Source organism: Proteiniborus ethanoligenes, assembly GCF_900107485.1.
Classification (GTDB): Bacteria; Bacillota; Clostridia; order Tissierellales; family Proteiniboraceae; genus Proteiniborus; species Proteiniborus ethanoligenes.
Genome location: NZ_FNQE01000020.1, coordinates 38,940 through 56,252, shown reverse-complemented (window position 1 = coordinate 56,252; position 17,313 = coordinate 38,940). Strand labels below are relative to the sequence as shown.

Here is a 17,313-nt window from a genome sequence, read left to right as displayed (position 1 = left end):
TATATACTTTATATTACTTGATGCATTTATTTTAATAATGTTTTTGATATTCAGGTTGCCAAAGCAACTTACCATCAGGAGAATATATATGTTCATCCTCAAACCATGGTTCTCTTTGTCTATTAGAACCACCTATCCAAGTATCTATAGTATAATGATGTTCTAGCCCTATACTATCAGTTGCTATTACTATCATGGTAGATACTTCACCCTCACCTAAAGGTATCTTCTTACTTATTTCATAATCAGAATTAAATACATCATTTGGTATTATTTCTTCAGAGATTATGTCTTCATCAACTTTAATAACTAATCTAATTTTAGTAAACTTAATATATTCATTTGATTCTTTAATCTCCATACTTAGGTTTCCACTCCTAGAATAGGTGTCACCACTATAGCTTGCTTGTCCAAGGAGTCGTGGAAACATATTTGGAAAAATCTTATTTTTAATATCATGAATACCAATTTGTTCAGCATCCATAGTTTTCTTAACACCATTTTCATCAATTACAATTATAGGTAATGCATCAGAAAAAATACTTCGGTCTACCGTAGTTGTAAAACTAGTGCCCATCTTATCCATTGAGAACAACTCACCATTAAAATCAAGACTTACTGTTGTGTTTGCACTTACTTCTTTAGGAGTAAGTGTAAAAGTAATAGGCACCGTGAGATTATCGCTATTTACAGATCCTACCTCAGTAGTACTAATTTCGATAAGGCTTTCTTTTTTATTTAACATATCATCAACATTTGAGTAGATAGCATTCATATCATTTCTAATTTCATCACTTAAATTGTTCATTTGACTTTTTGTATATTCCGTTTGACTTTCCAGTCTATTAATCTTTAATAGTAAGATAAATTGAGATATTATAAGTGCCCCAATTAATACATATAATCCATTCTTCTTCAAATAAATACCTCCTCCTGATACTTAATATAAATAATGTTGAATAATTTAATTAGTTTGTATCTTTTTCAATTACAATATATGCCTGTCCTGAGATTATACTGTCCCCTACAGCACAAGCAGAAATATGTTTAACTTTCCAGCCTTCTTCCAAGTGCTTATTTACAATATCCAATCCATCATCTTCTTTTGAGCCTAACGCTTTAATGTTACTTCTAACCCATATTATCTTTTCCATTATTATACTCTCCTTTAACATTAATTAACTTCGTATAAATATACTAATGTTCATTATAACATATCTTTATATACTTTTGTTTTTTAGTATATTGCCCAAACTACTACCAACTTCCACTTGATTAACTAATAAAACAAGGGTATTACCTCTTAAACTACTAAGAGATAATACCCTTGTTTTATTTTACACCCACCGTTAGTCTAGCAATAGTTTTAGTTATACGTCTAGGTTTATGTGTATACGTCTCCAATTAAAAAATAGAACGTATTATTTAATGTGCAGAACGTAATGCCGCTTGTGCAGCGGCTAATTTTGCTATTGGTACTCTGAATGGTGAGCACGACACATAATCAAGACCAATCTCATGGCAAAATTCTACAGAATTTGGTTCTCCACCATGTTCTCCACAGATACCAAGCTTAATATGGGGTCTGGTGGCTTTTCCAAGTTCTACAGCAATCTTCATAAGTTTCCCTACTCCTGCTCTATCTATTACTTCAAAAGGACTATTTTTAAATATACCCTTTCTTTCGTAATCGTCTAAGAATTTCCCTGAATCGTCTCTTGAGAACCCAAAGCCCATTTGAGTAAGGTCATTTGTACCAAAGCTGAAAAATTCTGCTTCCTTAGCTATTTCATCAGCTGTAATAGCTGCCCTTGGTACCTCAATCATAGTACCTATCATATAGTTAACCTTATTATTTCTTTCATTGAATACTAGATTTATTTCTTCCAATATTTCATTCTTTACATATTTTAGCTCCTCGATATCACCAATTAATGGTATCATAATCTCAGGATATATGCCTTCATTTCCCTTTTCTTTAATATCAATGGCAGCCTCTATGATTGCTCTAACCTGCATTCTATAGATTTCAGGATAAGTCACTGCTAATCTACAGCCTCTATGACCTAGCATTGGGTTAAACTCTGCTAGTCCCTCCACTCTGTCCTTTAACTCTTCAAAGCCTATATTCAATACATCTGCAAGCTCTTTAATATCTTCGTCCTTGTTAGGCAAAAACTCATGAAGTGGTGGATCTAACAATCTTACAGTAACTGGTCTCTCACCCATTACCTCATATATATCAAAAAAGTCTTTTCTTTGTACAGGTAATAGTTCGTCTAAAGCAGTTTTTCTCTCCTCAAGAGTATTTGCTACTATCATTTTTCTAACAGATAAAATTCTACTTTCTTCAAAGAACATATGCTCAGTTCTACACAAGCCAATACCTTCTGCTCCAAATTTAAGAGCTTGAGCTGCATCCTTCGGAGCATCAGCATTTGTTCTAACCTTCAATGTTCTGATTTCATCTACCCAGCCCATAAATGTACCAAAGCTTCCACTTAAGGTTGGTTGAACCTTCTCTATCTCTCCAAGATATACTATTCCCGTACTTCCGTCTAATGATATATAGTCTCCCTCTTTTAATGTTAAATCCTTTATTCTAATAGTTTTACTTTCTTCATTTACTCTTATTTCACTACAGCCAGCAACACAGCATTTGCCCATGCCTCTCGCAACAACTGCCGCATGTGAAGTCATTCCTCCACGTGATGTTAGTATACCCTCTGCTGCAACCATGCCCTCGATATCTTCTGGAGATGTTTCCTGTCTAACTAATATGCTTTTTTCTCCTCTCTCTTTAGCTAAAACAACGTCTTCAGCATTAAAATATATCTTTCCAGAAGCCGCACCTGGAGATGCTGCAAGTCCTTTAGCTAAAACCTGTGTTGATTTCAAGCTTTTCGCCTCAAAAGTTGGGTGAAGCAGCTGATTAAGCTGATTTGGTTCTACCCTAAGTATAGCCTCTTCTTTAGTAATGACATTTTCATTCACAAGGTCAACAGCTATTTTTATTGCTGCTTGTGCAGTTCTTTTACCATTCCTAGTCTGGAGCATATATAGCTTCCCGTTTTCAATAGTGAATTCAATATCCTGCATATCCTTGTAATGCTTCTCTAGTATATGGGTAATTTTAACAAACTCTTCATAAACCTTTGGCATAGTATTCTTTAATTCAGATATTTCATTAGGAGTTCTAATTCCTGCAACAACATCCTCACCTTGTGCATTTATTAAGTATTCACCAAATAAATGATTTTCTCCTGTAGCAGGATTTCTAGTAAATGCAACTCCCGTTCCTGATGTCTCACCCATGTTTCCAAACACCATTGATTGAATATTTACTGCTGTTCCAAGGTCATGTGGTATATTGTTTAGTTTTCTATAAACAATAGCTCTAGGATTATTCCAGGATAGAAATACAGATTTTATAGCAAGTTCTAATTGCTTCATTGGCTCTTGTGGAAATTCTTCATTTTTCTCTTCAAAATATACAGATTTATATTTCTCTACTAACAGCTTTAAATCATCAGCATCTAGTTCAGTATCTAGTTCTACTCCTTTTTCTTCTTTCATTGCTTCAAGTAAAGATTCAAACCTTACCTTTGGGATTTCCATTGCCACATCCGAAAACATTTGAATAAATCTTCTATAGCTGTCATAAGCAAATCTTTCGTTTCCAGTAGACTTTGCTAAGCCCTTTACGGATATATCATTTAGTCCAAGATTAAGTATTGTATCCATCATGCCTGGCATGGAAAATACAGAACCCGATCGAACTGATACCAAAAGAGGGTTATTTTCATCTGAAAAGCGTTTACCAAGATTTTCTTCTAGCTCTTTTAAATGCTCATGTACCTCTGAAAGCAAATCTTCCCAAAGGTTTTTTCCCTCATCATAAAAACGAGTGCATGCAGCAGTTGTAATTGTAAATCCTGGAGGTACTGGCAGACCTATATTTGTCATCTCAGCTAAATTTGCACCCTTACCTCCTAATAAGCCCTTCATTTCTTTTGTACCTTCATTAAAACTATATACATATTTATTGTTCATCCGTATTTCCCTCCTAATATTTCACATTTATTGTTTGAATATTATTCCATTCTTCTTTAATAGTGATAAAACTATTTCTGCAGTTTCTTCAATAGCCTTATTAGCCACATTTATAACTGGACATCCTATTTTTTTCATAATTCGCTCTGCATAATCTAGCTCTTGGAGTATCCTTTCAAGGCTTGCATAATTTGAACCACTAGGTAAACCTAATGCTTTCAGTCTCTCTTCTCTAATTTCATTTAGCTTTTCAGGAGAATTTGTAAGCCCTATTATTTTTTTTGCTGGTATTTGGTATATTTCTTTTGGAGGCTCTACTTCTATAACTAATGGAATATTTGCTACCTTTATATTTTTATTTGCTAAATACATTGACAAGGGTGTTTTTGATGTTCTAGATATTCCTATCAATACAAGATCTGCATTTGCAAGACCTCTTGGATCTTTACCATCATCATATTTTACAGCAAATTCAATAGCAGCTACTCTTTTAAAGTATGCCTCATCTAGCCTTCTAATAATCCCTGGTTCTCGTGAAGGTTCGTTGTTTAATTTCATACTTAAAGCATCTATAATTGGGCTTATTAAATCATAAGCTAAAAGACCTGTTTGCATAGAATATTCTTTAATATATTCAGCTAATTCCTTATCTACCAAGGTGTAGATAAGTATTGAATTTTCTTGACTAGAAGCTTCATCAAGTATCTCTTTTAATCTTTCCTTCTCATGAATATATGGGTATCTTTTTATCTCATAATTTTCCGCCTTAAATTGCGATATTGCTGCTCTGGCAACTAATGCTCCTGTTTCTCCTAATGAATCAGATACAATATACATCTGCAATCCTTCCAAGCCTATGCCCCCTTCATTAATGTTATACTATATTTTATATAGTATGTCATACTTCTTTTCATGTCAATATAAAATTGTAATAAATACTCAAGAAAAATGTTTATTGCTTTCATTATATTATTCCAAACCTCTAAAATAGTTGTGCTATTTTGGGTTTTCTAACCACAAAAAAGCTAACAGAGATTTATATAAAAATCTAGTTAGCTTTATTAGGATACTAATCTATATTGAGGATTCCATATAGATTTATAGTTTATAGTCTCACAATTATATATTTATTCTTGTGCTTAATTACATCAATATTTCCATATATATTCATAAATACTTCACAAAGAAAGTCCTTATCTACTCCTTTTGTTTTAAATTGGGTAAAAAGCTTTCCTTGCTCCAAAATAATAATCCTATCACAATAGCTAAGTGCAAAATTAGGGTCATGCAAGGTAATTATTCCTCCTCGCTTTTCTTTTGTTACTACTTCTTTGATTTTGCTAAGAACCATATGCTTATTTTTAAAATCTAAAGCACTATCCGGTTCATCAAACAACATTATCTCTGCATTTTGCATTAAACTTCTAGATATGATTATCAATTGTTTTTGGCCTTCACTTAAATGTAAGAAATTTTCATTTAAATAATATTCCATTCCAACTAGCTTTAGCATTTCATAGGCTAGTGCTCTATGGGCTTTTGTAGGAGAATCAAATACTCCCAAGTATGGAGTTATGCCCATTAAAACCACATCTATTACTTGGGTATCGTATATAATACTATTTCTTTGAGGCATATAGCTAATATGTTTTGCTCTTTCTTTTTCCTGTAGTTCGTATATATCTCTTCCATTAACAATACATTTCCCATCTATTGGCTTTAACAGACCACTAATAACTTTTAATAATGTGGTCTTGCCTGCTCCATTTAGCCCTAAAAGAGCTGTTAATTCTCCTTCTCTCATGGAAAAGTTTATATCATTTATTATTACACTATTACCATAGCCCGCTTTTATATTCTCAACTTGTAATATATCCATATTTCCTCCTATTTTAAACGGCCCATTAAATAGGCTAAAAATGGAGCTCCAATAAATGTAGTGAGTATGCTAATTGGTAGCTCACTGCTAGCTAAGCTCCTTGCTAAACAATCAGCTATAAGCAAAATTGTAGCACCTATAATGCCACTTAAAACTGTAGTTTTAAAATCATTTCTCCTTGTCAGCATTCTTCCTATATGGGGACCTATAAGTCCAATAAAAGTAATAAGTCCAGTAACACAAACTATACTAGCCACCACTAGTGTAGCTGATATAACAACAATTACCCTTACAAGTCCTACTCTTACTCCTAAGCTTTTGCCCTCTTCGTCACTTAAAGACAGTACATTTATCTGCCATCTCATAAGTATAAGCCCCATGATTCCTATAATAAAAAAAGGAAGTATGGATATTAGCTTATGGCTGGTTATACCAGCAAAGCTGCCCATGGACCAAAAGTCTATTGCAGCTAATTGTCTCTCTGGATCAGCAAAAAACTTTAAGAGCATAATCATGCCTTGAGCCATAGAACCTATTACAATCCCAGCTAAAACAAAGGTAGTGATACCCTTGTCTTTAGAAACTCTTGTTAGGGCTAGTGCAATAAATACAGCACTAATGCCTCCTAAAAATGCAAATACTGCTATTGATAAGGTTCCTCCAGCAAAAAAAGAAATAGAAATAGCTGCTCCTAAATTTGCACCAGAAGATACCCCTATTATATCAGGAGTTGCTAAAGGGTTTTTAAATATTGTTTGGTAAACACTACCCGCTATACTTAACCCTATTCCAGCAATAAATACCATTATAGTTCTAGGAAGGCGTAGGGTAAAGAATATAGTTTTTGTCATAGAATCAACTTCTGCACCAGTTATTATATCTATGATTTCCCTTACTGAAATTGGATATCTTCCTACTCCAATAGATATGATAAAAGCAGCCCCCAATAGAATGGAGGCTACTAGGTATTGCAAGTAGTCATTATTATAAAATTTTTTTGTGTTAGTTTTTGATACGTTCATTATTTTGTTATATCATCCATATTAATTTCTACGTTGTAGAATTCTTTATAGAAATCAAAGGCCTCTTGCTTGAATTTTTCAAAAGGATAAACATCTTCGTTTAACACACTAGTCATCCACATAGCTCCAATAATTCCTGAAGGTATAGGAGAATCCCACATTTCAAAAGCATTTGGCATAAAATATACTTGCCCATTTTCTACAGCTTTTATGCTTTGTAGCTTTTCATCATTGACAACATCTTCCTTAGCATAAGATGCTCCTGGTATTCCAACGATTACATCTGGGTTATAAGCTATAAGCTGTTCATAAGAAATTTCTGCCCAATAAGTATCATCAATATCTCCTGCTACGTTATTACCACCAGCTACTTCTATTAGTGAATTTTGGTACATTTTTTTAGTTGCAGTTGAAAGAAGGTTGCTATTACCACCAAGATATACATTTTTCCTTTCTTTACCTTCGACTAATTTGCTTAGCTCTAGAACTTTATCATCATAATATTTCTTTAGCGCTTCAGCTCTATCCTCTGTGCCTGTAGCTTTACCAACCATATCTAAAGCTTCCTTTAATTCTTCCATGCTTTCAGGATTTACAGCTATTACTTTTAAGCCTAATTTTTCTAAGCTTTCCACTGCATCCTTTAAACGCACTGATAATATAATTAAATCTGGCTTTAATGCGGCAGCTCCCTCTAAATCAAATTCCTTCATAGTACCTACATTAGGTAATTCCAGAAACTGTGGTGCTGCTAATCCATAAATAGGTCTAGCATTTGCTTTAGCTTCTATTCCAACCACTTTATCCTCTAATCCTAAGGCTATAAGCATAGAAGATGTTATGTAATATCCACTTACTATTTTTTCAACTGGTTTATCAAATTTTACTTCTCTTCCTAAATGATCTGTTACAACTATCTCCCTAGCTTCCTCAGGTTGAGATTCTGCTGGTATTTGTTCTACTGGTGTTTTCCCACATGCTACTATAGAAAAAGACATTATCAATACTAGCATTAATGCTAAGACTACTTTAAAATGTTTGTTTTTTATCATTTTATATTACACCTCTGTTCGTTATGTATTGTATTGGATAACGTATTCATAATAGCATATAATAATCATATTTGCAAATATATTTTAGAAAATAAAATCTAAAAAGTAATTGAAGAGCTCTATCTTTTTACTAAAATATTATACTCCTTTCAAATGAGAGTTCTTCCCTTGCTTGAAAGGAGTACAATAGCTTTAATATTAAATTATTTAGCCCTGTTTATTATAGACCTTCTACTCTTTCTACAGTCTCCATATAAGACGAAATTAGTACCTTCATATATCCTTTAAACATACTATTTACCTCTTCGTTTCCTGTATCTACTAATAGAGGTCGCCCTTTTAAAGAGAGAAGTTTATTTTTGGTTGCAATAATTTGTATATTATCTTTGCCTACTTTTTTTATTACCTCCGCACTAATTTGCTGGTTTCCTCTGCCGAATATATAGCCCTGTCCGCCAATAACAGTAACTATTATCTTTGCCCTATTGTCTTCAATAATTTCTAGAATTTCTTTTTCATTTACATCAGATGCAACCAATGCTTTATTTTTTACTATATCTATTCCTAAAAGTGTATTAGGTAATCCCAGTCTCTCCATAATAGGTCTAGTAGATGTTCCTGAGCCTACTATGTAAAATACACCTTCTTCCATGTCATCAACTATTCTTTCTGCAATTCCTTCTAATGCATCCTCCTCAGAACCTAATCCGCCGGATTTAGTTGTTTGAATAAGCTCTGGCTCTATGGGTATTTGCATATATCCGTATAGCCTAGCTGTCACTATGCCTTCTCTAAATGATTTTTCGTCTATATCCATTACCTCTGCTTCTTTTGTGCCTATGCTCTTATCACGGAGATATTTTAAGGCTATTTCTCCTGCTGCTTTAGGATGACTTGCATATACTGCTGAATGTATTTTAACTCCTGCTGGTATCCCAATAACTGGTACTTCCGCTCCTATCGCATTATAAATATTTCTTGCAGTGCCGTCTCCTCCTGCAAAAAGTATTAAGTCAACTCCTATTTCTGCCATTCTTTTTGCTGCCTCTTCAGTGCTTTCAGGTCCAGAGCTATTATTTATATCCCCTAATATTATTGGATTGAATCCTAAGGAAACAGCTTCTTCTTCCCCCATACTTCCTCCATATGTGTATATCTGAAGCTTATCTATTAATGGTAATAATGATGTTAAAGCCTTTTTTGCTTTGTCTGGAGATTCAGGCACCGCTCCTAATTGCCGAGCTTTCTCTAGGATCTCTGGTCCATCTGTGCCCTTAAGCCCTACTCTACCTCCCATGCCTGCAATAGGGTTGACGATAAATCCAAGCTTCATAAAAAAACCTCCTATAATTCAAATTATATAAATATAATTTCAAAACCTAGAACTCTTCTTATTATTTACCCAATACAACTGTTATAAACCAAAAGACCTTGTTCCCTGTTAGATAGCATATGTTTAATAAATAGACAAGGCCCCATGTAGGAGTCCACTAAAAAAGTTCCTTTATGTCATCCTAAGCATCAGCGAAGGCTCTCTCATATATTGAAAAAATGAGATTCTTCGACTATGTTTCAGAATGACAAGCAAAAAACTAAAGTTTTTTAGTGGCCTCTATAGTATGGAAGCCTTTTTAGAGTTAAGCATATGCAAATATGTTTTAATGTCTTCTATATTCTGTATGTTCATTTCCCAGGTAATGAACATCTGCAAAAATTCTTACAATATTGTCCTTGTTATTAGGTTGAATACGTACATCTAATGCCTTACCATCGTCCCCTCTATTTTCCAAATGATTATTAACAATTTCATAAGCAATATCCTTATTAAACTCATCATATACTCTTTTATAATCATCTGCAGATATTTCAAGCATTAAGCTATGAAAACCATTGTTGACGGTTCTTTTTTCAATAATATTATCATATATCATATACCTTCTCCTTCACCTATTAATAATAATTAGCTTAAGAGTTAAAAAACTTTCTCATTTTATTTTGTCTTAAATACATGATTTTTATGTAGTTATAGTTATTTTTTTAAACCAGGCTTTGTAAAGAATTTCAATAGCTTTCACTATATCTTCTTCTGTCATGGATGCATAGCCAAGTAATATTGTTGGCTTTTCTCCAATATAGCTTTTATCAACATAGTACTTTGATAATCCATATACTTTAACTCCTACCTTTAAAGCTGTTTCTACTAATTCTTTTTCCGTCATTCCATTATTTATCCTTAATAGCAAATGCAACCCAGCATCTGCACCCATTATTTCAATATCCTTATCTAATTCTGTAATTTTTCCCACCAAAATCTCTCTTTTTTTCTTATATACATTTCTCATTTTATTTAAATGTCTTTCAAAATATCCATCATGAATAAATCTATGAAGTACCTTTTGCTCTATGGATGGGACAGGGCAAATAATAAAAGAAAGCTTTTCTAAATATTTTTTCAATAATTTTTCAGGCAATACCATATAGCTAATTCTAATAGAGGGAGAAAGGGATTTGGAAAAAGCCCCCATGTATATTACCTTTCCATTTCGGTCTAAGCCTTGTAAAGCCGGTATAGGTCTGCCATTATATTTAAATTCGCTATCATAATCATCCTCGATTATATAACGTTCATCCTTTTCATTTGCCCAATTTAGCAATTGAATCCTTCTATTAATGGGCATAATACTACCTGATGGAAATTGATGTGATGGAGTTATACACAATATATTTCCATTACTTTTTATTATTTCCTCTAGTATCATCCCCATGCTATCGATTTTTATTGCTTTAAAATTAGCACGATTACTATTAAATAACAAATTAAGCTTTTCATAGCCTGGATTCTCTATTCCATAGACACTATCTTTATCAAATAGCTGAATTAATATTTGAAATAAATATTCTGTACCGGCACTTATTATTATTTGTTCCCCTGAACAGTTGACACCCCTTGATTGTCGTAGATACTCTGCAATGCTATTGCGCAGGCTCATGCTACCCTGTGAATCTCCAAGCTTTACAAGCTCCTTATCATATTCATTGATTGCATCTCTAGTTAGCCTTCTCCATATAGAAAATGGAAAGGTTTCCATGTCCACTCCATGATAGGAAAAATCATATTTTACAGTATCTATGCTATTTTTGTTTTCATTTTTATTATTTTCCTTTGGAACCTTTATCCTTACAATATTATCTAACTTGCATACATAAAAGCCTTTTCTTTCTATAGAGGCCACATAGCCCTCTTCTATTAATTGGTCATAAGCAGCTTGTATAGTATTTTGACTAATTTTTAAATGTGCTGACAGCTTTCTCTTTGAAGGAAGCTTTGTATTATAGGTGATTTTTCCTGATTGAATCTCAGACTTTATATAATCATAAAGCTGATGATAAATAGGTATACTACTGTCTAAATCAATTGTAAATGTGAGCATATTCATAAATAGTCCACCCTCCAATAACTGATACTATTAACTTATGACAAATTGATACTTTTAGAAGTATCAGTTCAAGAATATAATAATATTAACATGTTACATAAATTTGTCAAGTTTATATTAAGGAGGTTGTTAATATGAGAAAATCTTATGAATTAGGCAAAGAATTAGCACAAAGGCTTAAGGGTGGGGTTATTATGGACGTTACCACTCCTGAGCAAGCTAAAATAGCAGAAGAGGCTGGTGCTTGTGCTGTTATGGCTCTAGAAAGAATTCCAGCTGATATTCGTGCCGCAGGTGGAGTTTCTAGAATGAGTGATCCTAAAATGATTAAAAGCATACAAGAGGCAGTATCTATTCCAGTAATGGCAAAGGTACGTATTGGGCATTTTGTTGAAGCACAAATACTACAAGCAATAGGTATCGATTTTATTGACGAAAGCGAAGTGCTTTCACCAGCAGATGACAAATATCATATTGATAAAACTCAATTTGATTCTCCTTTTGTATGTGGAGCTAAAGATCTAGGAGAAGCATTAAGAAGAATTAGCGAAGGTGCTTCAATGATAAGAACAAAGGGTGAGCCTGGTACTGGCGATATTGTTCAAGCAGTACGACATATGAGAATGATTAATCAACAAATAAGAAGTCTTCAAAGCATGAGAGAAGATGAACTATTTCATGAGGCTAAAGAATTGCAGGTACCTTATGCTCTAGTAAAATATGTACACGAAAACGGTAAGCTTCCTGTTGTTAATTTTGCTGCTGGAGGAGTTGCTACTCCTGCTGATGCGGCTTTGATGATGCAGCTTGGTGCTGAGGGCGTATTTGTAGGTTCTGGTATTTTCAAGTCTGGTAATCCTGCAAAAAGAGCACAGGCAATTGTAAAGGCTGTTGCAAACTATAAAGACTCTAAGCTTATTGCTACTCTGTCTGAGGATTTGGGCGAGGCTATGGTTGGAATTAATGAACAAGAAATTGAGCTGTTAATGTCTCAAAGGTAGAATAGTCCTTTTCGTTATAAAAAAGTGTGTAAGGTAACATTAATTTCCTTACACACTTTTTTCTTTAATATTTAACAATTAGTTTAACATATATTCAATAAACACTAGCTTCTCTGATTCTTTATATGCAAAATTTAAAGTATTTCCACTGATTGATGATAAAAATTGCATATTTCCATCATACATTACTGGCTCGTCCCAAAACTCTATATTCTTTTCTCTTAGTAGCTCTATATAGTCTTCAACGATTTCAGTTCCTTCCACTTTAATAGTAAGATAAGAGCTGTTTTCCTCCTTGAAAAAGCTTTCTATATTCCCTTTTAATTCAGGCAATCCAGGTAAATCCTCTGTAGGCCAAAGTTGTCTCTTGCTTCCAATTTCTGATTCTGTATTGCTGTTATCATTACTAATACTAGGTCCATTCTTTCCACCTCCACAGGCAGAAAGTAACAATACTAATGATGTATTTAAGAGGATAAATAAATATTTTGATTTTTTCATATTTCACATTCTCCTTCTTAATCTTAATATTTATAAGGCAATTACCATGCCTTTAGATTATCATTCATAATGTGCTGCTTGTTTTCTAAATCTGCTATAATAATTTTATAAAACTACCTTTTCCTAAACAAAATATCAAAAATTAAAAAGAGTGTAGGAGATATGAATCCCCCACACCCTGATTTATGTAAAATTACAGCTTAAAAGAAAGGTTTTATAATATTATTAACACTAATCTTCAAAAGCCTCGCTAACCTTCCAAGCCTTCCATACATTACCTACAAGATCTGGACCTGGTTTTAAAGTTGTTTTTCCTGGTTTCCAGCCTGATGGAGTAACCTCCCCACCTTTTGTTTCCCTTACTAATTGAAATGCTTTGACCTGTCTTATAGATTCTTCTACATTTCTACCTACTGGAGGTGTAAGTACTTCAAAGCCTTGCACGATTCCATCCGGATCTATAATGAATCTTCCTCTTGTTTCAACTCCGCTATCTTCATCATATATGCCATACATTTTCCCTATGCTTCCATCTTGATCTGATAGCATTGGGAATGGAATATCTTTGCCTATCATCTTTGATAATTCATGTTCATTCCACATTTTATGAACAAATACAGAATCTACGCTCACTGAAAGAACTTGTACATCTAATTTTTGTAGCTCAGAATATTTTTCAGCAACTGCTGAAACTTCCGTAGCTCAGACAAAAGTAAAGTCTCCTGGGTAAAAGCACAATAGTACCCATTTGCCTCTGTAATCTTCTAGATTAACATTTATAAACTTACCTTCGTGAAAAGCTGGTGCAGTAAATGATGGTGCTAATTTTCCTACTCTTAACATCTTTTGTCCCTCCTCCTTTTTTATAGATTTTGGCGTTTCATGAATTTCCTCTACTGGTGATTTTTTAAGCTCTGGTCTTGCACAACCAACTTTAATTTCCTCAGGCATAAACCCACCTCCTATAGATTATTTTTATTGCTATAACAAATGTTATAGATATTTTCTATAAATATACCCTAAAATATAGCATTTAACCTTATAGAACTTTATAAAAGTAGAACTTTACTATCAGAAACCTCCTACTGCTATTAAAACAGTCTAAGCATCTATCAATATAATTAGAATAAAGATAAGCGCTACTATAAAGAAAACAAAAAGACGTTTCAATATCAATTTTTCAGTGATATTGAAACATCCCTTATTAGTTTATAAGTAATATTAAATGATGTTATTCAGTTCTTATATGCTAATCTTAATCTCTACTATTTCTAATTAAAATAAGCCTTATTAGCTGTGCAACTCCACTAGCCATAGCTGCCACATAAGTTAAAGCAGCTGCTCTCAATACTTTTTGTGCTCCCTTTGATTCTTCACCCATAACAAATCCATTAGCATCAAGTAGCTTTAAGGCTCTACTGCTTGCATTAAATTCTACTGGAAGCGTCACTACTTGAAACAGTACAGCTGCTCCAAAGAGCAAAATGCCAATATTCATTAAGCCTCCAAGAGAAGGAATAAGTAGCCCTACCATTATAAAAATCCAAGCAGCCGAAGAACCAAATCTAGCCACAGGAAACACTATATTTCTAATGGACAATGGAGCATATCCATTTGCATGCTGAATAGCATGACCTACTTCATGAGCAGCTACGCTTACTGAAGCTATAGAATTACCTTGATGTACCTCTCTAGATAATCTTAGCACACGTTTAGTAGGGTCATAGTGATCGCTTAATTGCCCACTTGCAACTTCAATTGGAATCTGATGTAATCCATTTTGGTCTAATAAGTATCTTGCCACCTGTGCGCCAGTATACCCTCTTCTTGTCGGTACCCTTAAATATTTATTAAAATTTGATTTAACTTTGCTTTGAGCATATAGAGTCAAAACTATTGCTGGAATTAATATAATCATAGTCGGATCAAATCGATAAAATCCATATGGATACATTTGTACCACTCTCCTTCAACATATTTAATATTTTGTTATTAAAGTAAGATTGCTATTTACCTATACTATATAATATATCCTATAATATACCCTATTTTACTAAATCTAATTTCTATTATTAATGCTTTATAAGCTTTAATTATTAGTCTTGTTTATTCTAATTCTCATATTTACTTTATAAGTATAGTATAATAATATATCATTAATGTGAACTAAGTATGAACTAATTTATATTTTTTCATAATGCAACATAATACACCTTAATTATTTGGTTATTAGAAATATTCTAATGGTAGTTTAATAATAAATGTTGTTCCTTTATTTAGTGTGCTTTCTACTTGGATGTTACCATGGTATAAATCTATTATTCTCTTTACAAGTGGTAATCCTAATCCATTACCTTCAGAGGAATGGGCTTCATCCCCTTGATAAAACTTTTCAAAAATACGCGTTTTTGTCTTTTCATTCATGCCTATGCCTTGATCTTTAATTTTAACTATTACATTTTCTTCTCTTGTCTCAAGTCTTACATTAATTATGCTATTATTGTTAGAAAATTTAATTGCATTGCCCAAAAGATTGATCCAAACCTGTTGAAGTAACTCTTCATCTCCCAAATACTTGATTTTATCAAGCTCTATATCAAATTCAATATTCTTTTGTCTCCATTCATATTCAAGAAGCAGAATACTTCTTCTTATTTGCTCATCTAAATAAAATATAGATTTCTTATTTCCTATTTCTTGATTTTCAAGCTTTGAAAGCTTTAGCATATTAGATGAAAGATTAGATAATCTAGTCGTTTCCTCAACTATAATATTTGCATATTCTTTTTTATCTTCCTCTGATATATTGTCTTTCTGTATTAACTTTGCAAATCCATGAATAGATGCAATTGGTGTCTTAAACTCATGAGAGACATTAGTTATGAAATCTTTGCGAAGATATTCTATGTTTTTTAATTCTCTTGTCATTTTATTGAAATTTTCTGTAAGCTGGCCAATTTCATCATTACTTTTATACTCGACTTGTATATCAAAGTTTCCTTTAGCTACTTCTTGAGTAGCATCAGTTAGTCTTAATATTGGCTTGACCACACTTTTTGCAAGCAATACAATTAGCAAAGTTCCTATAACTACATAGAATAATAATGTAATCCATACACGAGATGCGACAATTTTAAATATATTGTTATGTGAATGAAGACTTATTTGAACAAAAGAGTCATTTATTATAAGTAGTATAGTAGGTCTGTATAATCTACTATGATTTAAAAAAACAATTTCTTTGTTATATATTCTATCTATTTCTTCCTCTGTAATTTCTATTAGATCAATATTTTCAACTATGTTAACATCATACATGGGAGTAGAGGTAATATTAATAATTTCTTCTATGCTTAAATCTGTTTTTTGATTTAATTCAAGTATAGAGGATGCTATTAATTCTTGGCTTAGCTTTATTTCATTTTCAATATTGTCTATAAAAAAAGTCGATATAAAAAAGGATAAAATTGAAGAAATGCATATAAGGAGAATAAAAAATAAAGCTAGTTTTACTGTTATCTTCTTCATATTTTTATCTCCGCTTTATATCCTAGACCTCTAACTGTAACAATTTCAAATTCATCACAGCTTAAGAACTTTTCTCTTAATCTTTTAATATGTACATCCACTGTTCGTTCGTCAGCTTCTGAATCCATACCCCATATTTCATCCATCAATTGCTGTCTTGTGAATATTTGCTTAGGATAACTGAGAAGTTTAAATAATAGATAAAACTCCTTTTTAGGTATAACATTAGAATCGCCTTTTATACTTACAGTCAATGTATCGTAATCAAGTTGTACATCTCCTACAACTAAGCGATGTTCAGTTGCAATACGAGATCTGCGCAATAATGCTGCTACCCTTAAAATCAACTCATCCATGTCTATAGGTTTAACCATGTAGTCATCAGTTCCTACAATAAAACCTTTCTTTTTATCCTCTAAAGTTTCTTTTGCCGTTATCATTAAAATTGGTAAATTGTAATTAGATTCTCTAAGGGACTTAGTTAATGCGTACCCATCCATATTGGGCATCATAATATCGCTAATAATTAGATCTACATGATTTCTGTCTAGTATCTTCAATGCTTGTAAACCATCTTTAGCATTTAATACATTATATCCATGTTGCTTTAATATAGCTGTAATCAATTTTTGAAGGTTTTTATCATCTTCAGCTACTAAAATAGTAACCATATTCACCACCTCTTTCTTACAACGAATAGGAAAGTTCTGCTTTTTTATTTTTTTCGTTTCATTAACTTGATTAGTGCAAGTAGCTCAAGAAAAGCTACCTTTTATGCACTAATAAAAGCTTTTCTTATATTATCTCAAATTAAATATTAAAGTCCAAGTAAGTTCATTA

Annotated in this window: 16 protein-coding genes; 1 reads left to right on the top strand and 15 read right to left on the bottom strand. The window is 32.7% G+C overall.

Annotated features, from left to right (window positions below; genetic code table 11):
• Positions 1-31 precede the first annotated feature (31 nt).
• From BLV37_RS09350 to pdxR, 10 genes are all read right to left on the bottom strand, one after another.
• Positions 32-919, bottom strand: coding sequence for a hypothetical protein (locus BLV37_RS09350; RefSeq protein ID WP_091730432.1), 888 nt, complete (start codon positions 917-919; stop codon positions 32-34).
• A gap of 49 nt (positions 920-968) precedes the next feature.
• A complete protein-coding gene (locus tag BLV37_RS09345) occupies positions 969-1,154 on the bottom strand; it encodes a hypothetical protein (RefSeq protein WP_091730429.1) in 186 nt (61 codons plus the stop codon).
• Between the two features lie 271 nt (positions 1,155-1,425).
• Positions 1,426-4,053, bottom strand: coding sequence for a pyruvate, phosphate dikinase (ppdK, locus tag BLV37_RS09340; protein ID WP_091730427.1), 2,628 nt, complete (start codon positions 4,051-4,053; stop codon positions 1,426-1,428).
• 27 nt (positions 4,054-4,080) lie between these two features.
• The gene (locus BLV37_RS09335; RefSeq protein WP_176967937.1) at positions 4,081-4,905 is read right to left on the bottom strand and encodes a pyruvate, water dikinase regulatory protein; all 825 of its coding nucleotides are present in this window, start codon (positions 4,903-4,905) and stop codon (positions 4,081-4,083) included.
• 253 nt (positions 4,906-5,158) lie between these two features.
• Positions 5,159-5,932: an ABC transporter ATP-binding protein gene (locus BLV37_RS09330; RefSeq protein WP_091730424.1), complete on the bottom strand. Its 774-nt coding sequence runs from the start codon at positions 5,930-5,932 to the stop codon at positions 5,159-5,161.
• An 8-nt stretch (positions 5,933-5,940) separates the two neighbouring features.
• A complete protein-coding gene (locus BLV37_RS09325; protein ID WP_091730421.1) occupies positions 5,941-6,954 on the bottom strand; it encodes a FecCD family ABC transporter permease in 1,014 nt (337 codons plus the stop codon).
• Complete coding sequence (locus tag BLV37_RS09320) at positions 6,954-8,006, bottom strand: ABC transporter substrate-binding protein (protein ID WP_091730419.1); 1,053 nt, start codon at positions 8,004-8,006, stop codon at positions 6,954-6,956. The genes BLV37_RS09325 and BLV37_RS09320 overlap by 1 nt, the downstream gene beginning before the upstream one ends.
• 220 nt (positions 8,007-8,226) lie before the next feature.
• Positions 8,227-9,339, bottom strand: coding sequence for an ATP-NAD kinase family protein (locus BLV37_RS09315; RefSeq protein ID WP_091730416.1), 1,113 nt, complete (start codon positions 9,337-9,339; stop codon positions 8,227-8,229).
• 325 nt (positions 9,340-9,664) lie between these two features.
• Positions 9,665-9,937, bottom strand: coding sequence for a hypothetical protein (locus BLV37_RS09310; RefSeq protein WP_091730413.1), 273 nt, complete (start codon positions 9,935-9,937; stop codon positions 9,665-9,667).
• A gap of 84 nt (positions 9,938-10,021) precedes the next feature.
• Positions 10,022-11,443, bottom strand: coding sequence for a MocR-like pyridoxine biosynthesis transcription factor PdxR (gene pdxR, locus BLV37_RS09305; protein WP_091730411.1), 1,422 nt, complete (start codon positions 11,441-11,443; stop codon positions 10,022-10,024).
• Between the two features lie 134 nt (positions 11,444-11,577).
• Between pdxR and pdxS the strand changes: the two genes are divergently transcribed.
• Positions 11,578-12,444 (top strand): pyridoxal 5'-phosphate synthase lyase subunit PdxS, encoded by an 867-nt coding sequence (pdxS, locus tag BLV37_RS09300; protein ID WP_091730408.1) that lies wholly within the window; start codon positions 11,578-11,580, stop codon positions 12,442-12,444.
• 78 nt (positions 12,445-12,522) lie between these two features.
• Here the strand turns inward: pdxS and BLV37_RS09295 are convergent, their stop codons facing one another.
• From BLV37_RS09295 to BLV37_RS09270, 5 genes are all read right to left on the bottom strand, one after another.
• Positions 12,523-12,945, bottom strand: coding sequence for a hypothetical protein (locus BLV37_RS09295; protein ID WP_091730406.1), 423 nt, complete (start codon positions 12,943-12,945; stop codon positions 12,523-12,525).
• 231 nt (positions 12,946-13,176) lie between these two features.
• Positions 13,177-13,896, bottom strand: coding sequence for a thioredoxin-dependent peroxiredoxin (gene prxU / locus BLV37_RS15335; protein ID WP_244270514.1), 720 nt, complete (start codon positions 13,894-13,896; stop codon positions 13,177-13,179).
• A 304-nt stretch (positions 13,897-14,200) separates the two neighbouring features.
• Entirely contained in the window at positions 14,201-14,899 is a 699-nt protein-coding gene (locus BLV37_RS09280) for a zinc metallopeptidase (protein ID WP_091730398.1), read from the bottom strand.
• Between the two features lie 275 nt (positions 14,900-15,174).
• Positions 15,175-16,473, bottom strand: coding sequence for a HAMP domain-containing sensor histidine kinase (locus BLV37_RS09275; protein WP_091730395.1), 1,299 nt, complete (start codon positions 16,471-16,473; stop codon positions 15,175-15,177).
• Positions 16,470-17,144 (bottom strand): response regulator transcription factor, encoded by a 675-nt coding sequence (locus tag BLV37_RS09270; RefSeq protein WP_091730393.1) that lies wholly within the window; start codon positions 17,142-17,144, stop codon positions 16,470-16,472. Before BLV37_RS09270 ends, BLV37_RS09275 begins: the two co-directional genes overlap by 4 nt.
• Positions 17,145-17,313: the final 169 nt, after the last annotated feature.